General features: G+C 31.2%; 20 protein-coding genes. 15 read left to right on the top strand and 5 right to left on the bottom strand.

Annotated elements, in window-relative coordinates; translation table 11 throughout:
• The first annotated feature begins 157 nt into the window (after positions 1 to 157).
• Both ACYU7A_RS11500 and ACYU7A_RS11495 read left to right on the top strand, forming a co-directional pair.
• Positions 158 to 688, top strand: a complete 531-nt coding sequence (locus ACYU7A_RS11500) for an RNA polymerase sigma factor (RefSeq protein WP_344817060.1) — start codon at positions 158 to 160, stop codon at positions 686 to 688.
• On the top strand, positions 688 to 1476 hold the full coding sequence (locus ACYU7A_RS11495) for an anti-sigma factor (protein ID WP_460576672.1): 789 nt from the start codon (positions 688 to 690) through the stop codon (positions 1474 to 1476). Before ACYU7A_RS11500 ends, ACYU7A_RS11495 begins: the two co-directional genes overlap by 1 nt.
• Positions 1477 to 1538: 62 nt before the next feature.
• Here the strand turns inward: ACYU7A_RS11495 and ACYU7A_RS11490 are convergent, their stop codons facing one another.
• Complete coding sequence (locus tag ACYU7A_RS11490) at positions 1539 to 4790, bottom strand: cytochrome c biogenesis protein (protein WP_460576670.1); 3252 nt, start codon at positions 4788 to 4790, stop codon at positions 1539 to 1541.
• Between the two features lie 155 nt (positions 4791 to 4945).
• Between ACYU7A_RS11490 and ACYU7A_RS11485 the strand changes: the two genes are divergently transcribed.
• The 10 genes from ACYU7A_RS11485 (at position 4946) to ACYU7A_RS11440 (ending at position 13832) form a co-directional block, all read left to right on the top strand.
• Positions 4946 to 5707: a Rossmann-like and DUF2520 domain-containing protein gene (locus tag ACYU7A_RS11485; RefSeq protein WP_460576669.1), complete on the top strand. Its 762-nt coding sequence runs from the start codon at positions 4946 to 4948 to the stop codon at positions 5705 to 5707.
• Positions 5691 to 6218, top strand: a complete 528-nt coding sequence (locus ACYU7A_RS11480; RefSeq protein WP_298309008.1) for a KdsC family phosphatase — start codon at positions 5691 to 5693, stop codon at positions 6216 to 6218. The genes ACYU7A_RS11485 and ACYU7A_RS11480 overlap by 17 nt, the downstream gene beginning before the upstream one ends.
• Positions 6219 to 6294: 76 nt before the next feature.
• The gene (locus ACYU7A_RS11475; RefSeq protein WP_345094868.1) at positions 6295 to 6672 is read left to right on the top strand and encodes a four helix bundle protein; all 378 of its coding nucleotides are present in this window, start codon (positions 6295 to 6297) and stop codon (positions 6670 to 6672) included.
• Between the two features lie 98 nt (positions 6673 to 6770).
• A complete protein-coding gene (locus ACYU7A_RS11470) occupies positions 6771 to 7697 on the top strand; it encodes a geranylgeranylglycerol-phosphate geranylgeranyltransferase (protein WP_460576666.1) in 927 nt (308 codons plus the stop codon).
• A complete protein-coding gene (locus tag ACYU7A_RS11465; protein WP_344817066.1) occupies positions 7690 to 8265 on the top strand; it encodes a Maf-like protein in 576 nt (191 codons plus the stop codon). The genes ACYU7A_RS11470 and ACYU7A_RS11465 overlap by 8 nt, the downstream gene beginning before the upstream one ends.
• A gap of 38 nt (positions 8266 to 8303) precedes the next feature.
• Positions 8304 to 8549 (top strand): hypothetical protein, encoded by a 246-nt coding sequence (locus ACYU7A_RS11460; RefSeq protein ID WP_460576664.1) that lies wholly within the window; start codon positions 8304 to 8306, stop codon positions 8547 to 8549.
• A 112-nt stretch (positions 8550 to 8661) separates the two neighbouring features.
• On the top strand, positions 8662 to 8979 hold the full coding sequence (locus tag ACYU7A_RS11455; RefSeq protein WP_460576662.1) for a hypothetical protein: 318 nt from the start codon (positions 8662 to 8664) through the stop codon (positions 8977 to 8979).
• Positions 8980 to 8984: 5 nt separating this feature from the next.
• A complete protein-coding gene (locus tag ACYU7A_RS11450; protein ID WP_460576660.1) occupies positions 8985 to 9416 on the top strand; it encodes a hypothetical protein in 432 nt (143 codons plus the stop codon).
• Between the two features lie 129 nt (positions 9417 to 9545).
• A complete protein-coding gene (locus ACYU7A_RS11445) occupies positions 9546 to 12017 on the top strand; it encodes a PIG-L family deacetylase (protein WP_460576659.1) in 2472 nt (823 codons plus the stop codon).
• Positions 12018 to 12128: 111 nt separating this feature from the next.
• On the top strand, positions 12129 to 13832 hold the full coding sequence (locus ACYU7A_RS11440) for a sodium:solute symporter family protein (RefSeq protein WP_460576657.1): 1704 nt from the start codon (positions 12129 to 12131) through the stop codon (positions 13830 to 13832).
• A 48-nt stretch (positions 13833 to 13880) separates the two neighbouring features.
• On the opposite strand, the gene ACYU7A_RS11435 is transcribed toward ACYU7A_RS11440, so the two are convergent.
• Entirely contained in the window at positions 13881 to 14735 is an 855-nt protein-coding gene (locus ACYU7A_RS11435) for a DUF2911 domain-containing protein (RefSeq protein WP_298309075.1), read from the bottom strand.
• A gap of 145 nt (positions 14736 to 14880) precedes the next feature.
• Between ACYU7A_RS11435 and ACYU7A_RS11430 the strand changes: the two genes are divergently transcribed.
• From ACYU7A_RS11430 to ACYU7A_RS11420, 3 genes are read left to right on the top strand one after another with little or no spacing between them, the layout of a single operon-like run.
• Positions 14881 to 15348 carry an SRPBCC family protein gene (locus ACYU7A_RS11430; protein ID WP_460576654.1) on the top strand — a complete coding sequence of 156 codons (468 nt, stop codon included), beginning with the start codon at positions 14881 to 14883 and terminating at the stop codon, positions 15346 to 15348.
• A 7-nt stretch (positions 15349 to 15355) separates the two neighbouring features.
• Entirely contained in the window at positions 15356 to 16054 is a 699-nt protein-coding gene (locus ACYU7A_RS11425; protein WP_460576652.1) for an SDR family NAD(P)-dependent oxidoreductase, read from the top strand.
• 28 nt (positions 16055 to 16082) lie between these two features.
• Positions 16083 to 17369 (top strand): cryptochrome/photolyase family protein, encoded by a 1287-nt coding sequence (locus tag ACYU7A_RS11420; RefSeq protein WP_460576650.1) that lies wholly within the window; start codon positions 16083 to 16085, stop codon positions 17367 to 17369.
• A 60-nt stretch (positions 17370 to 17429) separates the two neighbouring features.
• Here the strand turns inward: ACYU7A_RS11420 and ACYU7A_RS11415 are convergent, their stop codons facing one another.
• Genes ACYU7A_RS11415 through ACYU7A_RS11405 form a run of 3 tightly spaced genes read right to left on the bottom strand, consistent with a single transcriptional unit; the run spans position 17430 to position 19336 of the window.
• Positions 17430 to 17855: an endonuclease domain-containing protein gene (locus ACYU7A_RS11415; protein ID WP_460576648.1), complete on the bottom strand. Its 426-nt coding sequence runs from the start codon at positions 17853 to 17855 to the stop codon at positions 17430 to 17432.
• A gap of 55 nt (positions 17856 to 17910) precedes the next feature.
• Positions 17911 to 18570 (bottom strand): HAD family hydrolase, encoded by a 660-nt coding sequence (locus ACYU7A_RS11410; protein ID WP_460576646.1) that lies wholly within the window; start codon positions 18568 to 18570, stop codon positions 17911 to 17913.
• A 49-nt stretch (positions 18571 to 18619) separates the two neighbouring features.
• A complete protein-coding gene (locus ACYU7A_RS11405; protein WP_460576644.1) occupies positions 18620 to 19336 on the bottom strand; it encodes a tRNA threonylcarbamoyladenosine dehydratase in 717 nt (238 codons plus the stop codon).
• Positions 19337 to 19341 lie beyond the last annotated feature (5 nt).

Below are 19341 nucleotides of genomic sequence, written 5' to 3'. Positions count from 1 at the left end.
TTTTTTTATAAAATTACGTAATAAAGTTAGGTGTAGTTCACTTATCAATATATAAATAAATGTTAAATTTTATATTTTATAAAACCATAAGTTGTCACTTTACGTACATAAAATTACTCTAAATAATTTTATTAATTTTGAACAAACCCAAAAGTTTATGACACAAGAACAACTGATTCCGCTAATTTTAAAGAAAGACGACCGAGCGTTTACTATCATGTATGATATGTACTCAAAAAGTCTGTTTGCAGTAATTTCTAACTTGGTAAAAGAAACTGATGAAGCCGAAGATGTACTTCAAGAAGTCTTTGTAAAGATTTGGAAAAATATTGAATCTTATAATGATTCCAAAGGACGCTTATATACGTGGATGTTAAATATTGCAAGAAATACTGCAATAGATAAACTTCGTTCTAAAGGATATAATAACAGTCAAAAAAACCTATCATCTGATAATTTCGTACATCTGTTAGACGACAGCAACAAGTTAATCAATCGCATCGATACGATTGGAATTCAAGAATTCGTAAAAAAATTAAAACCAAAGTGCATCCAATTAATTGAATTGCTATTCTTTCAAGGATACACCCAACAAGAAGCTTCTGACGAACTTGAAATTCCGCTTGGCACTGTTAAAACACAAAATAGAAATTGCATCAATGATTTAAGAACTTATTTACAAGTATAATGAACACACAAGAATATATAGAATCAGGAAACTTAGAACTTTACGTTTATGGTTTATTAAACGAAAGCGAAACTAAGGAAATTAGCGAATTGGCAAAGATCAATCCGGCTATAGGACAAGAAATCATTTCAATTGAAAAAGCAATTCTAAATTTATCAAGCTGTTTTTCTCCAACAATTTCTGCTGAAAATTTTGAAAAAATCAAAGCCAAGTTAGAATTGAAACATGGTAAAATTGTAGATATGAAACCAAAATCAAATTGGTCGCAATATCTTGGTTGGGCAGCTTCAATTGCATTATTAATTGGTGTAGGATATCAATATACCCAATTAAATTCAACATCACAACAATTGAACACTATTGAAACTGAAAAATCAAATCTTCAAAAATCGGTAGTTGAATTGGAATTGAAAAATAAAGAAACTGCTACAGCTTTAAACGTTGTTAGAGACGAAAAAAATACAGTTGTAAACTTGGCAGGACAAACGGTTGCTCCTACTTCATTTGCTAAAATCTATTGGAATAAAGAAACTTCAACAGTTTATGTAGATGCAAAAGGATTGCCAGAGCCACCAGAAGGAAAAGTTTATCAAATATGGTCTTTGAAATTGAGTCCAACTCTAACTCCAACAAGTATTGGATTATTGGAAGATTTCAAAGGAAACAACGAAAAATTATTTGCAGTTAGCGGAACTTCTGATGCCGAAGCGTTCGGAATTACTCTTGAGCCAGCTGGAGGAAGTAAATCGCCAACAATGGAACAATTATATACTTTAGGAAAAGTATAATTATTTTAAACCCTAATTAAAAAAGAAAAGGTTCAACTTAATTGTTGAACCTTTTTTTATTTCTAATTCTTTAAGAATTTTTTGTATCTGAAATAGGCAAATGTTGCTAAAATTGTTAATCCCACAAGAGAATAATAAAACTCAACTGGCGTTACAACTTTGTCTCCACTTGCGTAAGAATGCAAACCAGTTAGATAGAAATTCACTCCGAAATAAGTCATCATGATTGAATAGAAAGCAACTACACTCATCAAATTATAAATCCATAATCCGCGCAAGGCAGGAACGAAACGAGCATGAATTACAAAAGCATAAATCATAATACTAATTAATGCCCAAGTCTCTTTTGGATCCCAACCCCAATATCTACCCCAAGATTCATTTGCCCATTGTCCGCCAAGGAAATTTCCAATGGTTAGCATTACTAAACCTATGGTTAAAGCCATTTCGTTGATATAAGTGATTTCTTTGATGTTCAAACTCATTTTGGCTTTGTTCTTTTCGTTGGTAAACAACATCAATATTAAAGCTACAACACCTAAAATCATTCCTAGCGTAAATGGTCCATAACTTGCAACAATAACTGCTACGTGAATCATTAACCAATACGAATTTAAAACCGGTTGTAAATTAGCAATAGCTGGATCCATCCAATTCCAATGAGCAATCATTAAAATCATAGAAGCTACGAAGGTTCCAGAAGCAACTACCAAAGGTGATTTACTATTAAATTTCCATGGTAATAAAGATAATATATAAAAAGTGGGATTGATTTTGGATAAAATTGCAATTGTGCTTGCAAATAATAATGTAAACAACATTGTTGCCCATGCAACATAAATCATACTTTCATAGGCATCACTCCATGGAGCGTGTCCTGATATATACCATCTTGCAATTAATCCTAAGGTATGTAAAACAAATAAAACACCAATGAATACATGAAAACCATTGATAATAATTCGAATTGCTTTCTTCTCAAAAAAGATGTTTACAATAGTAAAGACCAACATTAGTACACCACAAAGCATATACAAATAATAGAGATTTTTGAAAATATCATATTTGTTGTACATGATTTCAGAATCAATCTTGTCATCGCTCGGCCTTACAGCTTTACCTTGTTTCTTTTGATAATTTTCCATACCTACTAAGAAAGTATTAGCCATAGTATAGTTATCATCTTGTGAAGATTTCATCAAAGCATCAAGATAAATTGGAAGAGCATTTTTTATGGTATCCAACGATGTTCCAGTAGCATGATTTATTTCTAAATAGGAAGCCCATTTGTTATTTTTATCATTTGGTACAGGAAATATTTTTAAGATTTGACCACTCAAAGCTGTATTTAATAGATTTACTTTTTTATCAGTTTCTATAAAATCCTTCTCAAATTTACTTGGAACTTGTGCCTTGTAAGCCGATTCTAAATAAGGTGACAATTTATAATTTCCTTTGGCATCAAAAAATGACTTTAATGAAGCATAGGTTTCCTTTTTATCAATTCCGATAATTTTTCTAATACTATCGTTTCCACTTTTAATATAAACCAATGGAACTTCATACCAAGCAATAGGAAACTGCGTCATAGAAACAAATACTTGATCCGAATTCATATCTTCGTAAGTATCTTTCTTACTAACTTTTCTAAGTAATTCTGATGAAAACGTATTGATTGGTTTCATTCTTCCTCCTTCATCTTGAATTACCAATCGTCCAAATTGAGCTGCGTGTTTCTCTGAAACTTTATATTTTAAAATAGAATCAACATAGTTAAATTTTGCACTCTTAACAGGAACTTTTTCTTTTCCATGATTGTGACCATCGTGATTATCGTGATTTTGAGAAAATCCAGTAAAAGATAACATTAATGCCAAAATGGTAATTAATTTCGACTTTTTATCTTTAATAACTTCCAACTTACGTTTCAAATCAGCAAAACGTGAATACTTTGTAAACAATATGGCCATCATTGCAAAGAATAAAATAAAATAACCAATATAGGTAATTAAAGTACCCCAAAAATCATGATTTACAGAAAGAACAGTTCCTTTTTCATCTGGATCAAAGTTGGCCTGAAAAAATCTAAATCCTTTGTAATCCAAAATATTATTCATAAAAATTCTTGCGTCAAATTTGTCATTACCGTCAATTACAGTGACTTTACTTTCAAATGAAGAATATCTTTTTTCAGTTCCTGGATAACGTTGAGCAATAAAATCATTTAACTTAAGACTAAATGGCAATGTGTAAACTTTACTTCCAAAGAAAAAAGTAAATTCTAATTTACCAATTTTAACTGTTTGTGGTACGCCTTGTTTTCCTTTAGAACCTACTAAAGTAATTTCTTTCTCTTGACCTTCTGTTTTTACCTTAAGTACTAAAGCATCTTCTCCATTTTTTGCTTTATAATCACCACTAAATTTATAATCTTTTTCTCCTTTTATAGGTTGATCTGGAAATACAAATTGTGCGCCTCCCATATTATATAGTGAACGAAACATTAACGGTTGAACTACATCTTTAGCTACTGTTCCTTGAAATTTATCTGCCATTCGCATAAAATTTCCTTCAAATGGAGCTTCAATTGTGGTTGTTCCGTCTTTAATTGTGATGTTGATTGCGCCTTTAGTATAAGAATTTAGAGCAAACAAAACATTGTGAATATTTTGAACGTCACCTTCTTTCAAATAATGTTCATGACGTTCACCTCCACCAGATTCAACCATTTTTAAATGAAACTTTCCGTTTGGCGTTTCTTTAATTGATTCTTTAGCATCAAGGATAAATTTTTCATATTCTACCTCAAAAGAAGTTTCATTGAATTTATCTTTAAAATTGAAATGATTATCTGCAATTGGTGAAAGAGATACTGAAGAAAACAATAATGGATGTTCAAATACTCTTCTTCGCATTTCGCCTTGATATTGTCCATCCACAAAATAAGTAAGATAATTTTTATCAGAATAGACTTGATTAGAAGCTTCGCCTTCACGAATTGGCATCATACCTTCATAACTTATGTATCTAGTAATTGCAGCACCAACAATAATAAAAATAAAAGAAAGATGTAATAATAAAGTAGCCCATTTCTCTTTTTTCCACAATTGATATCTTGAAATATTTCCGAAGAAATTGATTAAGAAAAAAATGTGAATAGCTTCAAACCACCAAGTATTATAGATGATAACTCGGGCTGTATCTGTATTAAAAGCGCTTTCAATAAAAGTTCCGGCTGCCATTGCAACAGCATAACCAATAAATAAAACAGCCATTAAACGTGTTGAGAAAAGTATAGATTTAATTTTTTCCATGAGGATTTAGGAATGATTTTTTTAAGTGTCACAAAAGTAAATTAAAATTGTGGATTTTTTAAAAATTATAACATCGTTTTAAGGGATTTTTAAGAGACGTTGAGAATATTAATTTTTACTAGTGCTGTAAAATATATTTTCAATATTTTTACCGAATGATTTCAATTACTATAATTGGTTCGGGCAATGTCGCACAACATTTAATAAAAGCCATTTCTAAAACTACAACTTTAGAAGTGACTCAAGTGTATGCACGAAATATTGATTCTGTTTCGCATCTTATTGATTCTGATAAAATTACAAATGACATTTCTAAGTTAAAAAATGCTGATTTATATATTATTTCAGTTTCTGATGATGCTATTCAATCAGTTTCTAATTCCATGTTTTTTTCTAACAAATTAGTTGCACATACTTCCGGAAGTGTTGCTATAGATGAACTATCAGATAAAAACAGAAAAGCCGTTTTCTATCCTTTACAAACCTTATCCAAGAAAAAAGAAGTCGATTTTACAACAGTTCCTCTTTGCATCGAAGCTCAAAATGAAACTGATTTACATCTTCTAACTGAAGTTGCTCAACATCTTTCAGATCATGTGTACAATGTTGATTCGGAACAACGAAAATCTTTACATGTCGCTGCGGTTTTTGTTTCCAATTTTGTAAACCACTTATATAAAATAGGAAGTGATATTTGTATCGAACACAAAGTACCATTTGAAATTCTAAAACCATTAATTTTGGAAACTGCCAAAAAAGTGCAACTTATGGAACCTAACGAAGCGCAAACAGGTCCGGCAAAAAGAAATGACACTTCAACAATAAACAAACATTTAGCAATATTAACTGATGAAAATCAGAAAGATATCTATAAAATTCTAACAAAATCTATTATCGATAATGGCAAAAAGTTATAAAGAAATAATGAATACAATTGACACCTTTATTTTTGATGTTGATGGTGTTTTAACAGATAGTTCGGTTCACGTTTCTCAAAATGGTGAAATGTTGAGAATTATGAATATTCGCGATGGTTTTGCCATGAAAGCTGCTATTGAAAGTGGTTATAATGTTTGCATCATTTCTGGTGGAAATAATGAAGGTGTTCGAATTCGCTTGAGAAATTTAGGCATTACCGACATTCATTTAGCTTCTCCAAACAAAGTAGAAACTTTTAAAGAATATACTGAATTATACAATATCAAGCCAGAAAATGTATTATATATGGGAGACGATATTCCTGATTATCATGTGATGCAATTGGTAGGCTTACCAACTTGTCCACAAGATGCTGTAGCCGAAATTAAAGCAATTTCTAAATACATATCACACAAAAATGGAGGAAAAGGTGCTGTTAGAGAAGTTATAGAACAAGTAATGAAAGTACAAGGAAAATGGCATTTGTATTACAACGGAAAACACGATTAAAAAGTATTCAGTGTTCAGTAATCAGTTTTCAGTTACTTAGATTGTGTTAATTTAGTATTCAGTTAATTAGTTATTTATGACATTTCAAGATTTATTGGCTTATCAAAAATCATTTGCCTTAGCAATGAAAATATTTAGAGTTTCAAAATCCTTCCCAAAAGAAGAAACTTATTCTTTAACAGATCAAATAAGAAGATCATCAAGAAGTGTTTCTGCAAATATTGCTGAAGCATACAGAAAACGAGATTATCCAAAACATTTTCATAGTAAGTTAACCGATTCTGATGCTGAAAATTCTGAAACTCAAGTTTGGTTAGAATATTCCATTGCTTGTGAATACATAACAAATGAAACATATACAGAATTATTAAATGATTCAAAAGAAGTAGGAAAATTGATAAATTACATGATTCTAAACCCAAAAAAGTTTGGAGTAAAAGAAGATAAATCGTAAATTCATAAACATTATTTAACACTGAACACTGAACACTGAACACTGAACACTGAACACTGAATACTGAACACTGAGCACTGAACACTGAACACTATAATATGAAATTCCTAAAACTAATACGTTACCAAAACCTACTTTTAATTGCCTTAATGCAACTTGTTATTCGGTTTGGATATCTTGAACTTATAAACATTCCTCTTTCTCTATGGTATTGGCAATATGCTTTACTTATTTTAGCAACTGTTTTAATTGCTGCTGGCGGATATGTAATAAACGATATTTTTGACCAAGAAACTGATGCTGAAAACAAACCTAATAAAGTAATTATCGGTAAATCAATTTCAGAATCTAAGGCTTATATTATTTATGCTTCACTAACTATAACTGGAGTTGCGTGTGGATTTATTTTAGCTAATTCTGTTTCGCATCCTAACTTTGCAGTGGTTTTTGTTTTGATTGCTACACTACTCTATTTTTATGCAAGTACTTTAAAACAAATAGCTTTAGTTGGAAATATTGTAGTAGCATTGTTATTGGCTTTCAGTGTTATTATTATTGGAATGTTTGACATTTTTCCAAATACATTTGATATCAATCGAAAACAAATGACTTTGGCTTTTAGCATCCTTTTAGATTATGCCAAGTTTGCTTTCATTATCAATCTAGTTCGTGAGATAATTAAAGACATTCAAGATGTAAAAGGAGATACTTTACAAGAAATGAAAACATTGCCAATTGTTATCGGTGTTGCAAAAACTAAAATTATTGCTTTCATATTGTTATTGCTTCCGAGCTTGTATTTGTTGTATTATTCTAAAACGTATTTATTTGAAAACAACTTGTTTTATGGATTAGCTTACATTTTAGCCTTAGTCGTAGCCCCAATGATAATGTGTTTAGTTCAAATTTTGAACGCCAAAGAAAACAACGATTACAAAAAAATTAGTACGCTTTTAAAATGGATTATTTTCTTCGGAATTTTATCAATCGCCGTTGTTACTTTAAATATCAAACACAATGCTTAAGGACTATAAAATAATTTTAGCATCTGGTTCACCAAGACGTCAACAATTTTTTAAAGATTTCGATTTACAATTTGAAATTAGATTAAAAGAAATTGAAGAAATCTATCCTGAAAATCTAAAAGCTGAGGAAATTACAAATTATCTTGCCGAACTAAAAGCAAAAGCGTTTGAAGGTGAATTAGCTGATAATGAAATCTTGATTACGAGTGATACTTTAGTTTGGTTAAACGACAAAGCATTGGGCAAACCAAAGGATTATGACGACGCTTTTCAAATTTTAAAATCGTTATCCAATCAAACGCACGAAGTAATTACATCGGTTTGTTTTAAAACAACTACTAAAACGGAAACTATTTTTGAAATAACAAAAGTATCTTTTCGAGAATTATCTGATGATTCAATACGTTACTATTTAGATAATTACAAACCATTTGACAAAGCTGGTGCCTACGGAATTCAAGAATGGATTGGTCTGATTGGTATACATAAAATTGAAGGTTCTTACACTAATGTCGTTGGTTTACCTACAGAAAAAGTATATACTTATTTAACATCTTATTTGGATTAAAGTGCGTAAATTTACAATTCCCAATAGTCGTAAAATTTATGGAAACTGAAGAAGAGATCAATGCTAAAATTTTAAAAATTACAATGGTTATTCAAGAAAATTATCCTGAATTATCAAAGTACTTAAATGAAATGCCTATCACAATTCCAATTGATAGTAACCCAAAAGTTAATGTAAAAAACTTAGAAAAATATTATGATTCTTTGGTGGAACTATTTAGAAATTATGTTGCAGAACATCAATTAAATTACATTAATCAGCATAAAAATTCAGGTCACTTATAATTACATTAAAATGTGATTTATGTAAAATTTACAACAAATAATATAACACATTTGAACAAATCATTTATCAATTTTACACTTACAAATTAAGTTTAACTAAAATTGAAACAAAATGAAAAAATTCACTTTCTACACTATGATGTTGTTACTAACTGTAACCATCTTTCCAACCAATTCTTTTGCAATTAATGAAAAAGTTCCAACATCATCAAGCAATCCAAAAGAAGTACCTGCTGAAGTAAAACTACTACTAAATAGATTGGAAGAAATTAAAAAAATGGACAAGTCCAATCTAAATTCTACAGAAAAAAAAGAACTTAGAAAAGAAGTTAAAGCAATTAAAAAAACTTTAAAATCTACTGGTAATGGCGTTTACCTTTCTATTGGTGCAATAATTATCATTATTCTGTTGTTAATTTTATTACTATAAGTTATATGAAATTAAAACTATTTATTTTTAGTTTACTGCTTATTGCAACTAGTACTATTCAAGGTCAAACCGAAGTAAAAATTACTTTTGGAACTCCTCCTGAATGGGCACCAGCAAATAGAGTTGAAACTCAATATTATTATATGCCAGACATTGACGCATATTATGATGTTCCAGCTGCACGTTTCATCTACATAAAAAATGGCGAATGGATTCGTGCTACTTCATTACCCTACAGATATAGAAATTATAATTTGAGAGGTGGAAATATTATTTATTTAACAGATTACAGAGGAACTTCACCATATAAGTTTCACAAAAATCATAAAATAAAATATCCCAAAAAAGCACACTCAACCAAAGTTTATGTTGTGAAAAAGGAAAAAAAGGAAAAAGGAAAAAAGAACCCTAAAAAGGGAAAAAACAAAAAAGATTAGAAATCAAATCAAAAGCAATGTTTCATTATGTTGCTTTTTTTTGTTAAAGAAATTCCAAAGTTTAAAAAAATAAAACTTCACTTTATATTTATTGCTACATTTGATGCTATTGCAAAATAATAGTATCCAATGCAGAAATATTACTCTTTTATATTCCTTCTTTCCTCTTTTATTGTTTTTGGACAACGTCCACAAAAACCAAATGCTGTAGAGATTTATCATCAAATTGAAAAACTAAATTTCTTAGGTTCCGTACTCTATGTAGCTGCACATCCTGATGATGAAAACACGCGTTTAATTTCTTATTTATCTAACGAAAAAAATGCTCGCACAGGATATCTTTCTTTAACTCGTGGTGATGGTGGTCAAAACTTAATTGGTCCTGAACTACGCGAATTACTTGGAGTTATTAGAACGCAAGAACTTATTGAAGCTCGAAAAATTGATGGTGGCGAACAATTATTCTCTCGTGCCAATGATTTTGGTTATTCTAAAACTCCTGATGAAACATTACAAATTTGGGATAAAGAACAAGTCTTGAGTGACGTAATTTGGGCAATTAGAAAATTCCAACCCGATGTAATTATCAATCGATTTGATCATCGTTCACCAGGAACGACTCATGGACATCACACTGCTTCTGCAATGTTGAGTATGGAAGCATTTGATAAAACTAATGATGCCTCTGTTTTTCCAAATCAATTGCAATACGTTGCTACTTGGCAACCAAAACGTATTTTTTTCAATACTTCATGGTGGTTTTATGGAAGTAAAGAAAAATTTGAAAAAGCAGACAAAACCAATTTAAGTAAATTGCAAATTGGTGTTTATTATGAACAATTTGGTAAATCCAATCAAGAAATTGCAGCTTTAAGTAGAAGTTGTCATCAATCACAAGGTTTCGGAAATACCGGAACTCGTGGCGAAGAAGACGAATATTTAGAATTTCTAAAAGGTGAATCATTGAATGATAAAACCAATTTATTTGAAGGAATTGACACCACTTGGAATCGTGTAAAAGGTGGAAATGCTATTGGAACTATTTTAGAAAACGTACAAAAGAATTTTGATTTTAAAAATCCTGAAGCAAGTATAGCAGAATTGGTAAAAGCCTATGATTTAATTCAAAAATTAGAAGACAATCATTGGAAAACTATAAAATCGGAAGAAATTAAAAAGATAATTGCTGCTTGTGCAGGTTTATATTTGGAAGCAGTTGCCGATGTTCAAGAAGTTGCTTTAGGAAGTAAAACTAAAGTAAAACAAGAAGTTATCAATAGAAGTTCTGTAAAAATGAATTGGATTTCTAGTATCGATAGTTCTAAAAAAATAGAGCTTCCGTTTAATAAAGTAGTTAATGACAATATTGAAGTTGAAATGGAAAACAACGATCCATACACAAATCCATATTATCTAAACGAAAAAGGAACTGAAGGAATGTATGTTGTTAATGACCAAAGAAATATTGGTAAACCTGATGTTATTTCTAGGATATATGAAACTTTTTTAATTGAAATCAATGGAGTTACAATTCCATTTGAAAAAAATATAGTTTACAAATACAACGACGACGTAAAAGGAGAAGTCTATCAACCACTTGATGTTGTCCCTGTTGCCACTTCTTCTATTCAAGAAAAAGTATATATTTTCCCAAACAACAAAGAGAAAGCTGTTGTAGTTAAAATTAAATCTGGTAAAGAAAACATATCGGGTTCGGTAAAACTAGAAGTTCCTCAAAATTGGATAGTTTCGCCATCTTCAATCCCGTTTACGTTGGCTAAAAAAGGCGAAGAACAATTAGCAGTTTTCAATGTAACTCCATCTAAAGAAGCATCAGATGTAACTTTAAAAAGCATCATTACCATTGACGGACAAACATTTGATAAAGAAAAAATAGACATCAATTATCCGCACATTTACAAGCAAATGGTTTTAAAACCTGCTGAAGCAAATGCGATTAAATTGAACATCAAAACTAAAGGAGAAAAAATTGCTTACATCATGGGTGCAGGCGACGAAGTTCCGAAAAGTTTGATGCAAATGGGTTATGAAGTTGTTGTACTAAAACCTGAAGAAATTTCAACAGAAAAACTTCAGAATTTTGATGTAGTTATGACTGGAATTCGTGCTTATAACGTAGTTACTAGTTTAGGATTTAAACAAAATATTCTTTTTGATTTTGTTAAAAATGGTAAAACGATGATTGTGCAATACAATACTCTTGACGATTTGGTTACCAAAGAAATTGCACCATTTCCGTTAAAAATTTCAAGAGATAGAGTTACTGAAGAAAGCGCAGAAGTTAGATTTTTAAATCCAAATCATCCCATTTTGAACCATCCAAACAAAATAACATCTGATGATTTTAAAGGATGGAAACAAGAACAAGGTTTGTATTATCCAAGTGAATGGGATGCCAATTTTACGCCAATAATTTCATCCAATGATAAAGGCGAGAAAGCTAAAGATGGTGCTATTTTAGTAGCAAAATATGGCAAAGGAAATTACATTTACACAGGAATCAGTTTCTTTAGAGAATTGCCAGAAGGCGTTCCTGGTGCGTTTAGATTATTAGCTAACATGATTGCAATCGGAAAATAACTATGGAACCAAAAAAACATAATAAATGGAGTAATAATTATACTTGGCTTTTAGTAATGAACGCTATTTATATCATTATTTTTTTCATGCTAATGCAAATCTTCTCGTAATATGCAAAAGATAGACTGGATAATTCTTTCGGCAACACTCCTATTTATTGTAATATATGGAGTATACAAAACCAAAGGAAGTAAAAACGTAGAAGATTATATTTTAGGAAATAAACAAACCAATTGGTGGACCGTTGGTCTTTCTGTTATGGCAACCCAAGCCAGTGCCATTACATTTTTATCAACGCCAGGTCAAGCCTATCATGACGGAATGGGTTTCGTACAATTCTACTTCGGTTTACCTATAGCAATGGTAGTAATATGTTTCACATTTATACCTATTTACCATCGATTAAAAGTATTTACTGCTTATGAATATTTAGAACAACGATTCGATTTAAAAACACGTTCCTTGGCTTCTATCCTATTTCTTATTCAACGTGGTTTGGGAACTGGTTTGACTATTTATGCACCAGCAATTATTCTATCAACATTATTGGGTTGGAACCTAACTTTACTAAATATCATCATTGGAATTTTAGTAATCATCTACACTTTTTCTGGAGGAACTAAAGCGGTAAACGTTACTCAAAAACAACAAATGTTTGTCATCATGAGCGGAATGTTTATCACATTCTATCTTATTTTACATATGTTACCAAATGAAATGACTTTTAGTAATGCAATGCATATTGCTGGAGCTAATGACAAAATGAATATTGTAGATTTCTCTTTTGACCCAGAAACTCGTTATACTTTTTGGAGTGGAATTACAGGAGGTTTCTTTCTGATGTTATCCTATTTTGGAACCGACCAATCGCAAGTTGGACGCTATTTATCTGGAAAATCAGATAGAGAAAGTCAGAAAGGTTTAATTATGAATGGATTTCTAAAAGTACCAATGCAGTTCTTTATTTTACTTACAGGAGTTATGGTTTTTGTATTTTTCCAATTCAATGATGTACCACTTAACTTTAATCCTGTAAACAAAATAGCCATTGAAAAATCGGAATATGCTAATCAATATCATGGTTTAGAAACCCAACTAAAAGCACTTACTGAAGAAAAAAAAGAGTACAATTTACTCTACATGGATCATTTAAATCAAAATTATGACAATCCAATTTTGAGAAGCAAATTAGTTGCAATTTCTGGAAAAGAGAAAGATCTACGCGACCAAGCCAAAGACTTAATTGCCAAAGCCGACCCAAAAGCAGAAACTAATGATAAAGATTATGTTTTTCTCTATTTCATTCTAAACTATCTACCAAAAGGACTCATTGGATTATTACTTGCTGTAATTTTATCAGCAGCCATGTCTTCTTCTGCTTCTGGACTAACTGCATTGGCTTCAACCACTGCTATTGATTTGTACAAACGTAATGTAAAAGGAGAAAAATCTGAAAAGCACTATGTAAATGCCACTAAATATTTTACACTACTTTGGGGTGTTGTTGCAATACTTTTTGCTTGTATTGGAACATTATTTGAAAACTTAATCCAATTAGTAAATATAGTAGGTTCCATTTTTTATGGTACCGTATTAGGAATATTTTTAGTTGGATTTTACATCAAATTTGTCAAAGCAAGAGCTATTTTTTGGAGTGCTGTTGTAAGTCAGTTAACAATTTTCTACATATACTATTTGGATGTTGTAAGCTTCTTATGGCTTAATTTTATTGGTGCTTTGCTTACAATTCTATTGTCAATGCTTTCACAAGTTATTCTCAAAGAGAAGAATACTTCTACAGAAATCACAGCATAAAAAAAACGTCCCAATTTCTTGGGACGTTTTTTAAATATTAAAAGTAAATTATTTTTTACTCCATTCTTTTATACTGTCGTTATTCATTTTAACGTAATCACCATTGCCATCTTTTTCAGCTCCTGCTAATGATAATTTTGCTGTTTCAATAGCACCTTTTTTATCACCAAGTTTTCCTTGAATTAATGATTTTAAACGTAAATGCCAATAAGGAGCTTCTTCACCTGGTTTTACCATAGATACAGCTTTGTTAACATATTCTAAAGCTTTATTCAAATCACCATTAGATTGGTAGTAGTATTGAGCTGATGAAAAGTAATCTCCAGCTGTTGGTCCTGCCAAAACTTTAGCAATACTTGCCATTGCAGCTTTTTGAGTTGGTACTTCAAATTTCATTGAAACCATAGTTTTTTCCCATGAAATGTCTAAAGTTGCGCTATCATTGGTTAAATTATTAATTCCAATTGTAAAAGTTTCAACATTATTGTTCAATACAACTGGGTCAACATTTAAACTTACTGCCACTTTATTTACATCATAATTTTCAGGTAAACCCCAATTATCTGTAGTTGTATAAAGGATGATTTCCCACATATCAGCTTTTGGTAAAGTGAAAATAGCATACTTCCCTTTTTTAACGGTTGTTCCATTTATAACAACATCTTCACTAAAAGAAACTGTTGAATTAGCATTCGCACCTGTTCTCCATAATTTTCCAAAAGGAACTAAATCACCAAATACTACTCTTCCTTTGGCACTAGGACGAGAATATTCTACAGTTACATCTGTAAGACCAACTACTTGATTTAAAACAGATTTCGGACTTGGTTGTGGTGTTTTCACCTGAGCTTCTACAGCAAAATTAGCAATCGCAATTGCCAATAAAAGAAATATTTTTTTCATGTCATTTGTTTTAGAGTTCCAAAATTACAAATTGTATCGGCTTCAAATGTTAATTTAAACTTAAATGATGTTATTTTTTGTTTAACAAATATTTTAAATAGTTAAACATTTATTACCTTTACAACGAATTAAAAGTACAATTTAGATGAAAATTTACAGATTACATACCAAACAAAATCTTCCTATATCAATTGATGAAGCTTGGGCGCTTTTATCAGATCCAAAAAATTTACAGAAAATAACTCCTGAATATATGGGTTTTAAAATCCTTTCTGGTGCTGACAGACCAATGTTTCCAGGACAAATTATTCAATATATAGTAACACCTGTTTTAGGAATTCCTGCAAAATGGGTAACCGAAATCACTCATGTTGTAGACAAACAGTATTTTGTAGACGAACAACGTTTTGGTCCTTACGCTCTATGGCATCATAAACATTTTATCAAAGAAATTCCAGGTGGTGTTGAAATGGAAGATATTGTAGACTATAAAGTGCCTATGGGTATTTTAGGTCAACTTATTCATCCCTTTTTGGTTAAACCAAAGCTTGATGAAATATTTGAATACAGAAGAAAAAAATTAATTGAAATGTTCGGAGAATATAAAGGATAAATAAATTATGAAAAACATACTACTAATTGGTGGTTCTTATGGAATTGGATTAGCCATAGCAAAAGAATTACAATATGAAAATAAGGTTTTTGTAGCTTCAAGAACCAACGAAGAAATATCGGAAATGCATGTAACTCACATTCCATTTGATGCTACAACTGATACTTTAGACACCTCTAAACTACCAGAAGTAATTGATGGTTTAGTATATTGTCCTGGAAGCATCAATTTACGTCCATTTCGTGGTTTAAAACCTGAAGCATTTGAACAAGATTTACAAATAAATTTTATAAGTTTGGTGAAAGTAATCCAATCGGTTTTGCCAAATTTGACTGCTTCCAATCAATCTAGTATTGTGCTTTTTAGTTCAGTTGCGGCTAGCATGGGAATGCCTTTTCACACTAGTGTTGCAGCTGCAAAAGGTGCTATTGAAGGATTTGCAAAAGCGTTAGCAGCAGAATATGCTCCAAAAATTAGAGTTAATGTAATTGCGCCTTCATTAACTGATACGCCATTGGCTGAAAAGTTTTTGAGTAACGATGAAAAAAAAGAAAAATCAGCACAACGTCATCCTTTAAAAAGAGTTGGAACCTCTGAAGATATGGCTCAAATGGCAAGTTTTTTATTAAGTGAAAAAAGCAGTTGGATTTCCGGACAAATATTCCATGTAGATGGTGGAATGTCAACTTTATTAGTTAACGGATAACAATAAACTAGCAACAATAAACATTCGAATGAACATATTCTGGTTTAGAAGAGATTTACGATTAGACGATAACGTTGGACTTTTTCATGCATTAAATAGCAATGAAGAAGTGCTGCCAATTTTCATATTTGATGAAGCCATACTTTCACAACTTTCAAAAGACGATGCTCGTGTAACTTTTATTCATCAGCAGTTAGAAAACATCCAAAGCCAACTGAAAGAAATCGGCAAATCATTAGCTGTTTTTCGTGGAACTCCATTAGAAGTATATCAAAAGTTGATTTCTGAAAATAATATTAAATCAGTTTACACCAATCATGATTACGAACCTTATGCTCGCAAACGTGACTTAGATTTGTATCATCTTTTTAAAGAACATAATATAGACTTCAAAACCAGTAAAGACCAAGTTATTTTTGAAAAAAGTGAAGTTGTAAAAGATGACGGAACTCCTTATGTTGTTTACACTCCATATTCGAACAAATGGAAAGAAAACTTCAAAAAAATCCAATTAATCAACTATAATTCAGAAGATTTTTTGGAGAAAATTACACTTCACTCCTATCCTTTTTTGAGTTTAGCTGACATTGGTTTTGAAACTTCATCTATAAAAGTTTCTTCTTTTGATATTTCAAATAACTTAATCGATAATTACGAAGCAACTCGAAATTTTCCTGCATTAAATAAAACCTCATATTTAGGAATTTATCTCCGATTTGGAGCAGTTTCTATCAGAAAAATGGTTGCTAAAGCTTTGCACAGTAAAAACGAAACTTTTCTGAAAGAATTGATTTGGAGAGAATTTTTCATGCAAATTCTATGGCATTTTCCTCACACTAACAAATCAAGTTTCCGACCAAAATATGATGCTATCAAATGGGACAACAATGAAGATTTATTTAAAAAATGGTGTGATGGAAAAACCGGCTATCCTTTTGTAGATGCTGGAATGCGCGAGCTAAACGCAACAGGTCACATGCACAATCGTGTACGAATGATTGTAGCAAGTTTTTTATGCAAACACTTATTGATAGATTGGCGTTGGGGCGAAACCTATTTTGCAACAAAACTTTTAGATTACGAACAAGCAAGTAATGTTGGCAATTGGCAATGGGCAGCTGGAAGTGGTGTTGATGCTGCACCGTATTTCAGAATATTTAATCCTACTGAGCAAATCAAAAAGTTTGATAAAGAGTTGAAATACATCAAAAAATGGATTCCTGAACTAGAAACTCAGTATTATCCGAGTCCAATTGTAGATCATAAAGAAGCTAGAGAAAGATGTCTGAGAGTTTATAAAGAAGCTGTGGGGTAAAGGTAAATGTGTTAGTAGGTTTCTCCTCCTTTGGAGGAGTGTCCGAAGGTGGAGGTGGTTTTAATCGTTTCTAGGAGAATAATGTTCTATAATAAACGATTCCAACTCTTTCATAACATTATCTAAATCGTGCAAAACTCTCAAATTTGTAGCTTTAAATATCTTTAATCCAAAGGATTCTAGATAATCCTCACGCTTTTTATCATACTCTTCTTTATCATTATGACTTTCACCATCAATTTCTACAATAAGTCCTAAAGTCTTAACATAAAAATCAACAATATAGTTACCAATAATTCTCTGTCTATCAAAATCTATATTATGAAAACCTCCTTTTTTTACTTGTAGCCAAAAAGCAACCTCTGGATAATTTTCTGCTTTTCGTAAAGCTCTTGCTCGAGATTTCAAATTAATATTATAAGGCAAATTTTCAACGAAATTTCTTTTGATTGGGATTTCGTTTATATAAGTTAATATTTGTTCCATAATACATTTAATTTTCCACCTCGCCTTTCAGGCACTCCTCCAAAGGAGGAGAATACTATACTGAAATCATTCTAATCCTATCAAAACTCAACTCACTAAAATGACTGATTACTTCATCTGCTTTTGAATAATCTTGCATTTTTGAATTGACACTATCATAACCAATACAATAGATTCCGGCTGCTTTTGCAGCTAAAATTCCATTGGTACTGTCTTCAATTACGATACAATTTTCTCTTGGGGTTTCTGATAAAAAAGCAGCATGTTCAAATATTGCCGGATGTGGTTTCGACTTTGGAAAGTCTTCTCCAGAAACAATATGAGTAAAGTATTGATGCAAATCAAATCGATTAAAAATCCTATTTATAGTAACTTTTGCCGATGAAGACGCCAAAACCAATTGCATACCATTTTGATGCAATTCTTTAATTAAATCCTCCACTCCATCTAATAAATATAAATCTTCTTTTTTATCGAAAGCATCATTGAATAAATTGCGTTTGGTTTCGACAAGTGTTTGAACCTCTTGCTCCAAATTAAAATGGGCTTTCAATTTTTCAAAGATATTCTTAGTAGAATTCCCGGTAAAGGATGCATAGATTTCTGGAGTGATTTCTATATTCAATTGTTTAAAATGTTCGTTATAAGCATAATGATGCACAGGTTCTGTGTCAACAATTACGCCATCCATATCGAAAATTACTGTTTTTATCATTTTGTATTTGCCACAAAGGCGCTAAGACGCTAAGTCTTTTTAAAACTAATTACTCTTTTTTTATCAAATATCGAATCACAGTTTCCGCCATATACAATCCAAAAAGTCCTGGCATGTAGCTATTAGTTCCGTAAAACGATTTTTTGTAGTTACTTCCATCAGTCATTTTCAAGCTACTTTCGTCTTGAATTTCTGAAGAAAAAACTACTTTCAATTTATCAATTTTAAACTCTTTCAAACGTCTTCTGATGGTTTTTGCAAACATACAATTTACCGTATTGGAAATGTCTGCAACTTTTACTTTGGCAGCTTCCATTTTTCCACCTGCGCCCATTGAAGAAATTATTTTTACACGTTTGCGTTTAGCTCCAACAATCAGATTTAACTTTGGCGTTACGCTATCAATACAATCTAAAACGTAATCGTATTTTTCTTCTACAATTTCAAAAGCTCTTTCAGGTGAAAGGAATTCTTGTACTCTCGTCAAATTTAACTCCGGATTTATATCCATCAAACGATCGCCAACTACATGAACTTTTGGCATTCCTTCCGTAGAATGTAACGCTGGTAATTGTCTATTTACGTTGGTAATATCAACCACATCACCATCAACAATAGTTAGACTTCCAACGCCTGCACGAGCCAAAAACTCGGCTGCAAACGAACCAACGCCACCCAATCCGACAACCAAAACATGGGCGTTTTTTAAATTATTTAATCCTTCGGGTTTGAATAGTAATTCTGCTCTTTCTTGCCACTTTGCCATTTTAA

Source organism: Flavobacterium koreense, from assembly GCF_054776075.1.
Note: the sequence above shows the minus strand (reverse complement) of the source record. Positions and strands in the feature narration are given on the sequence as shown.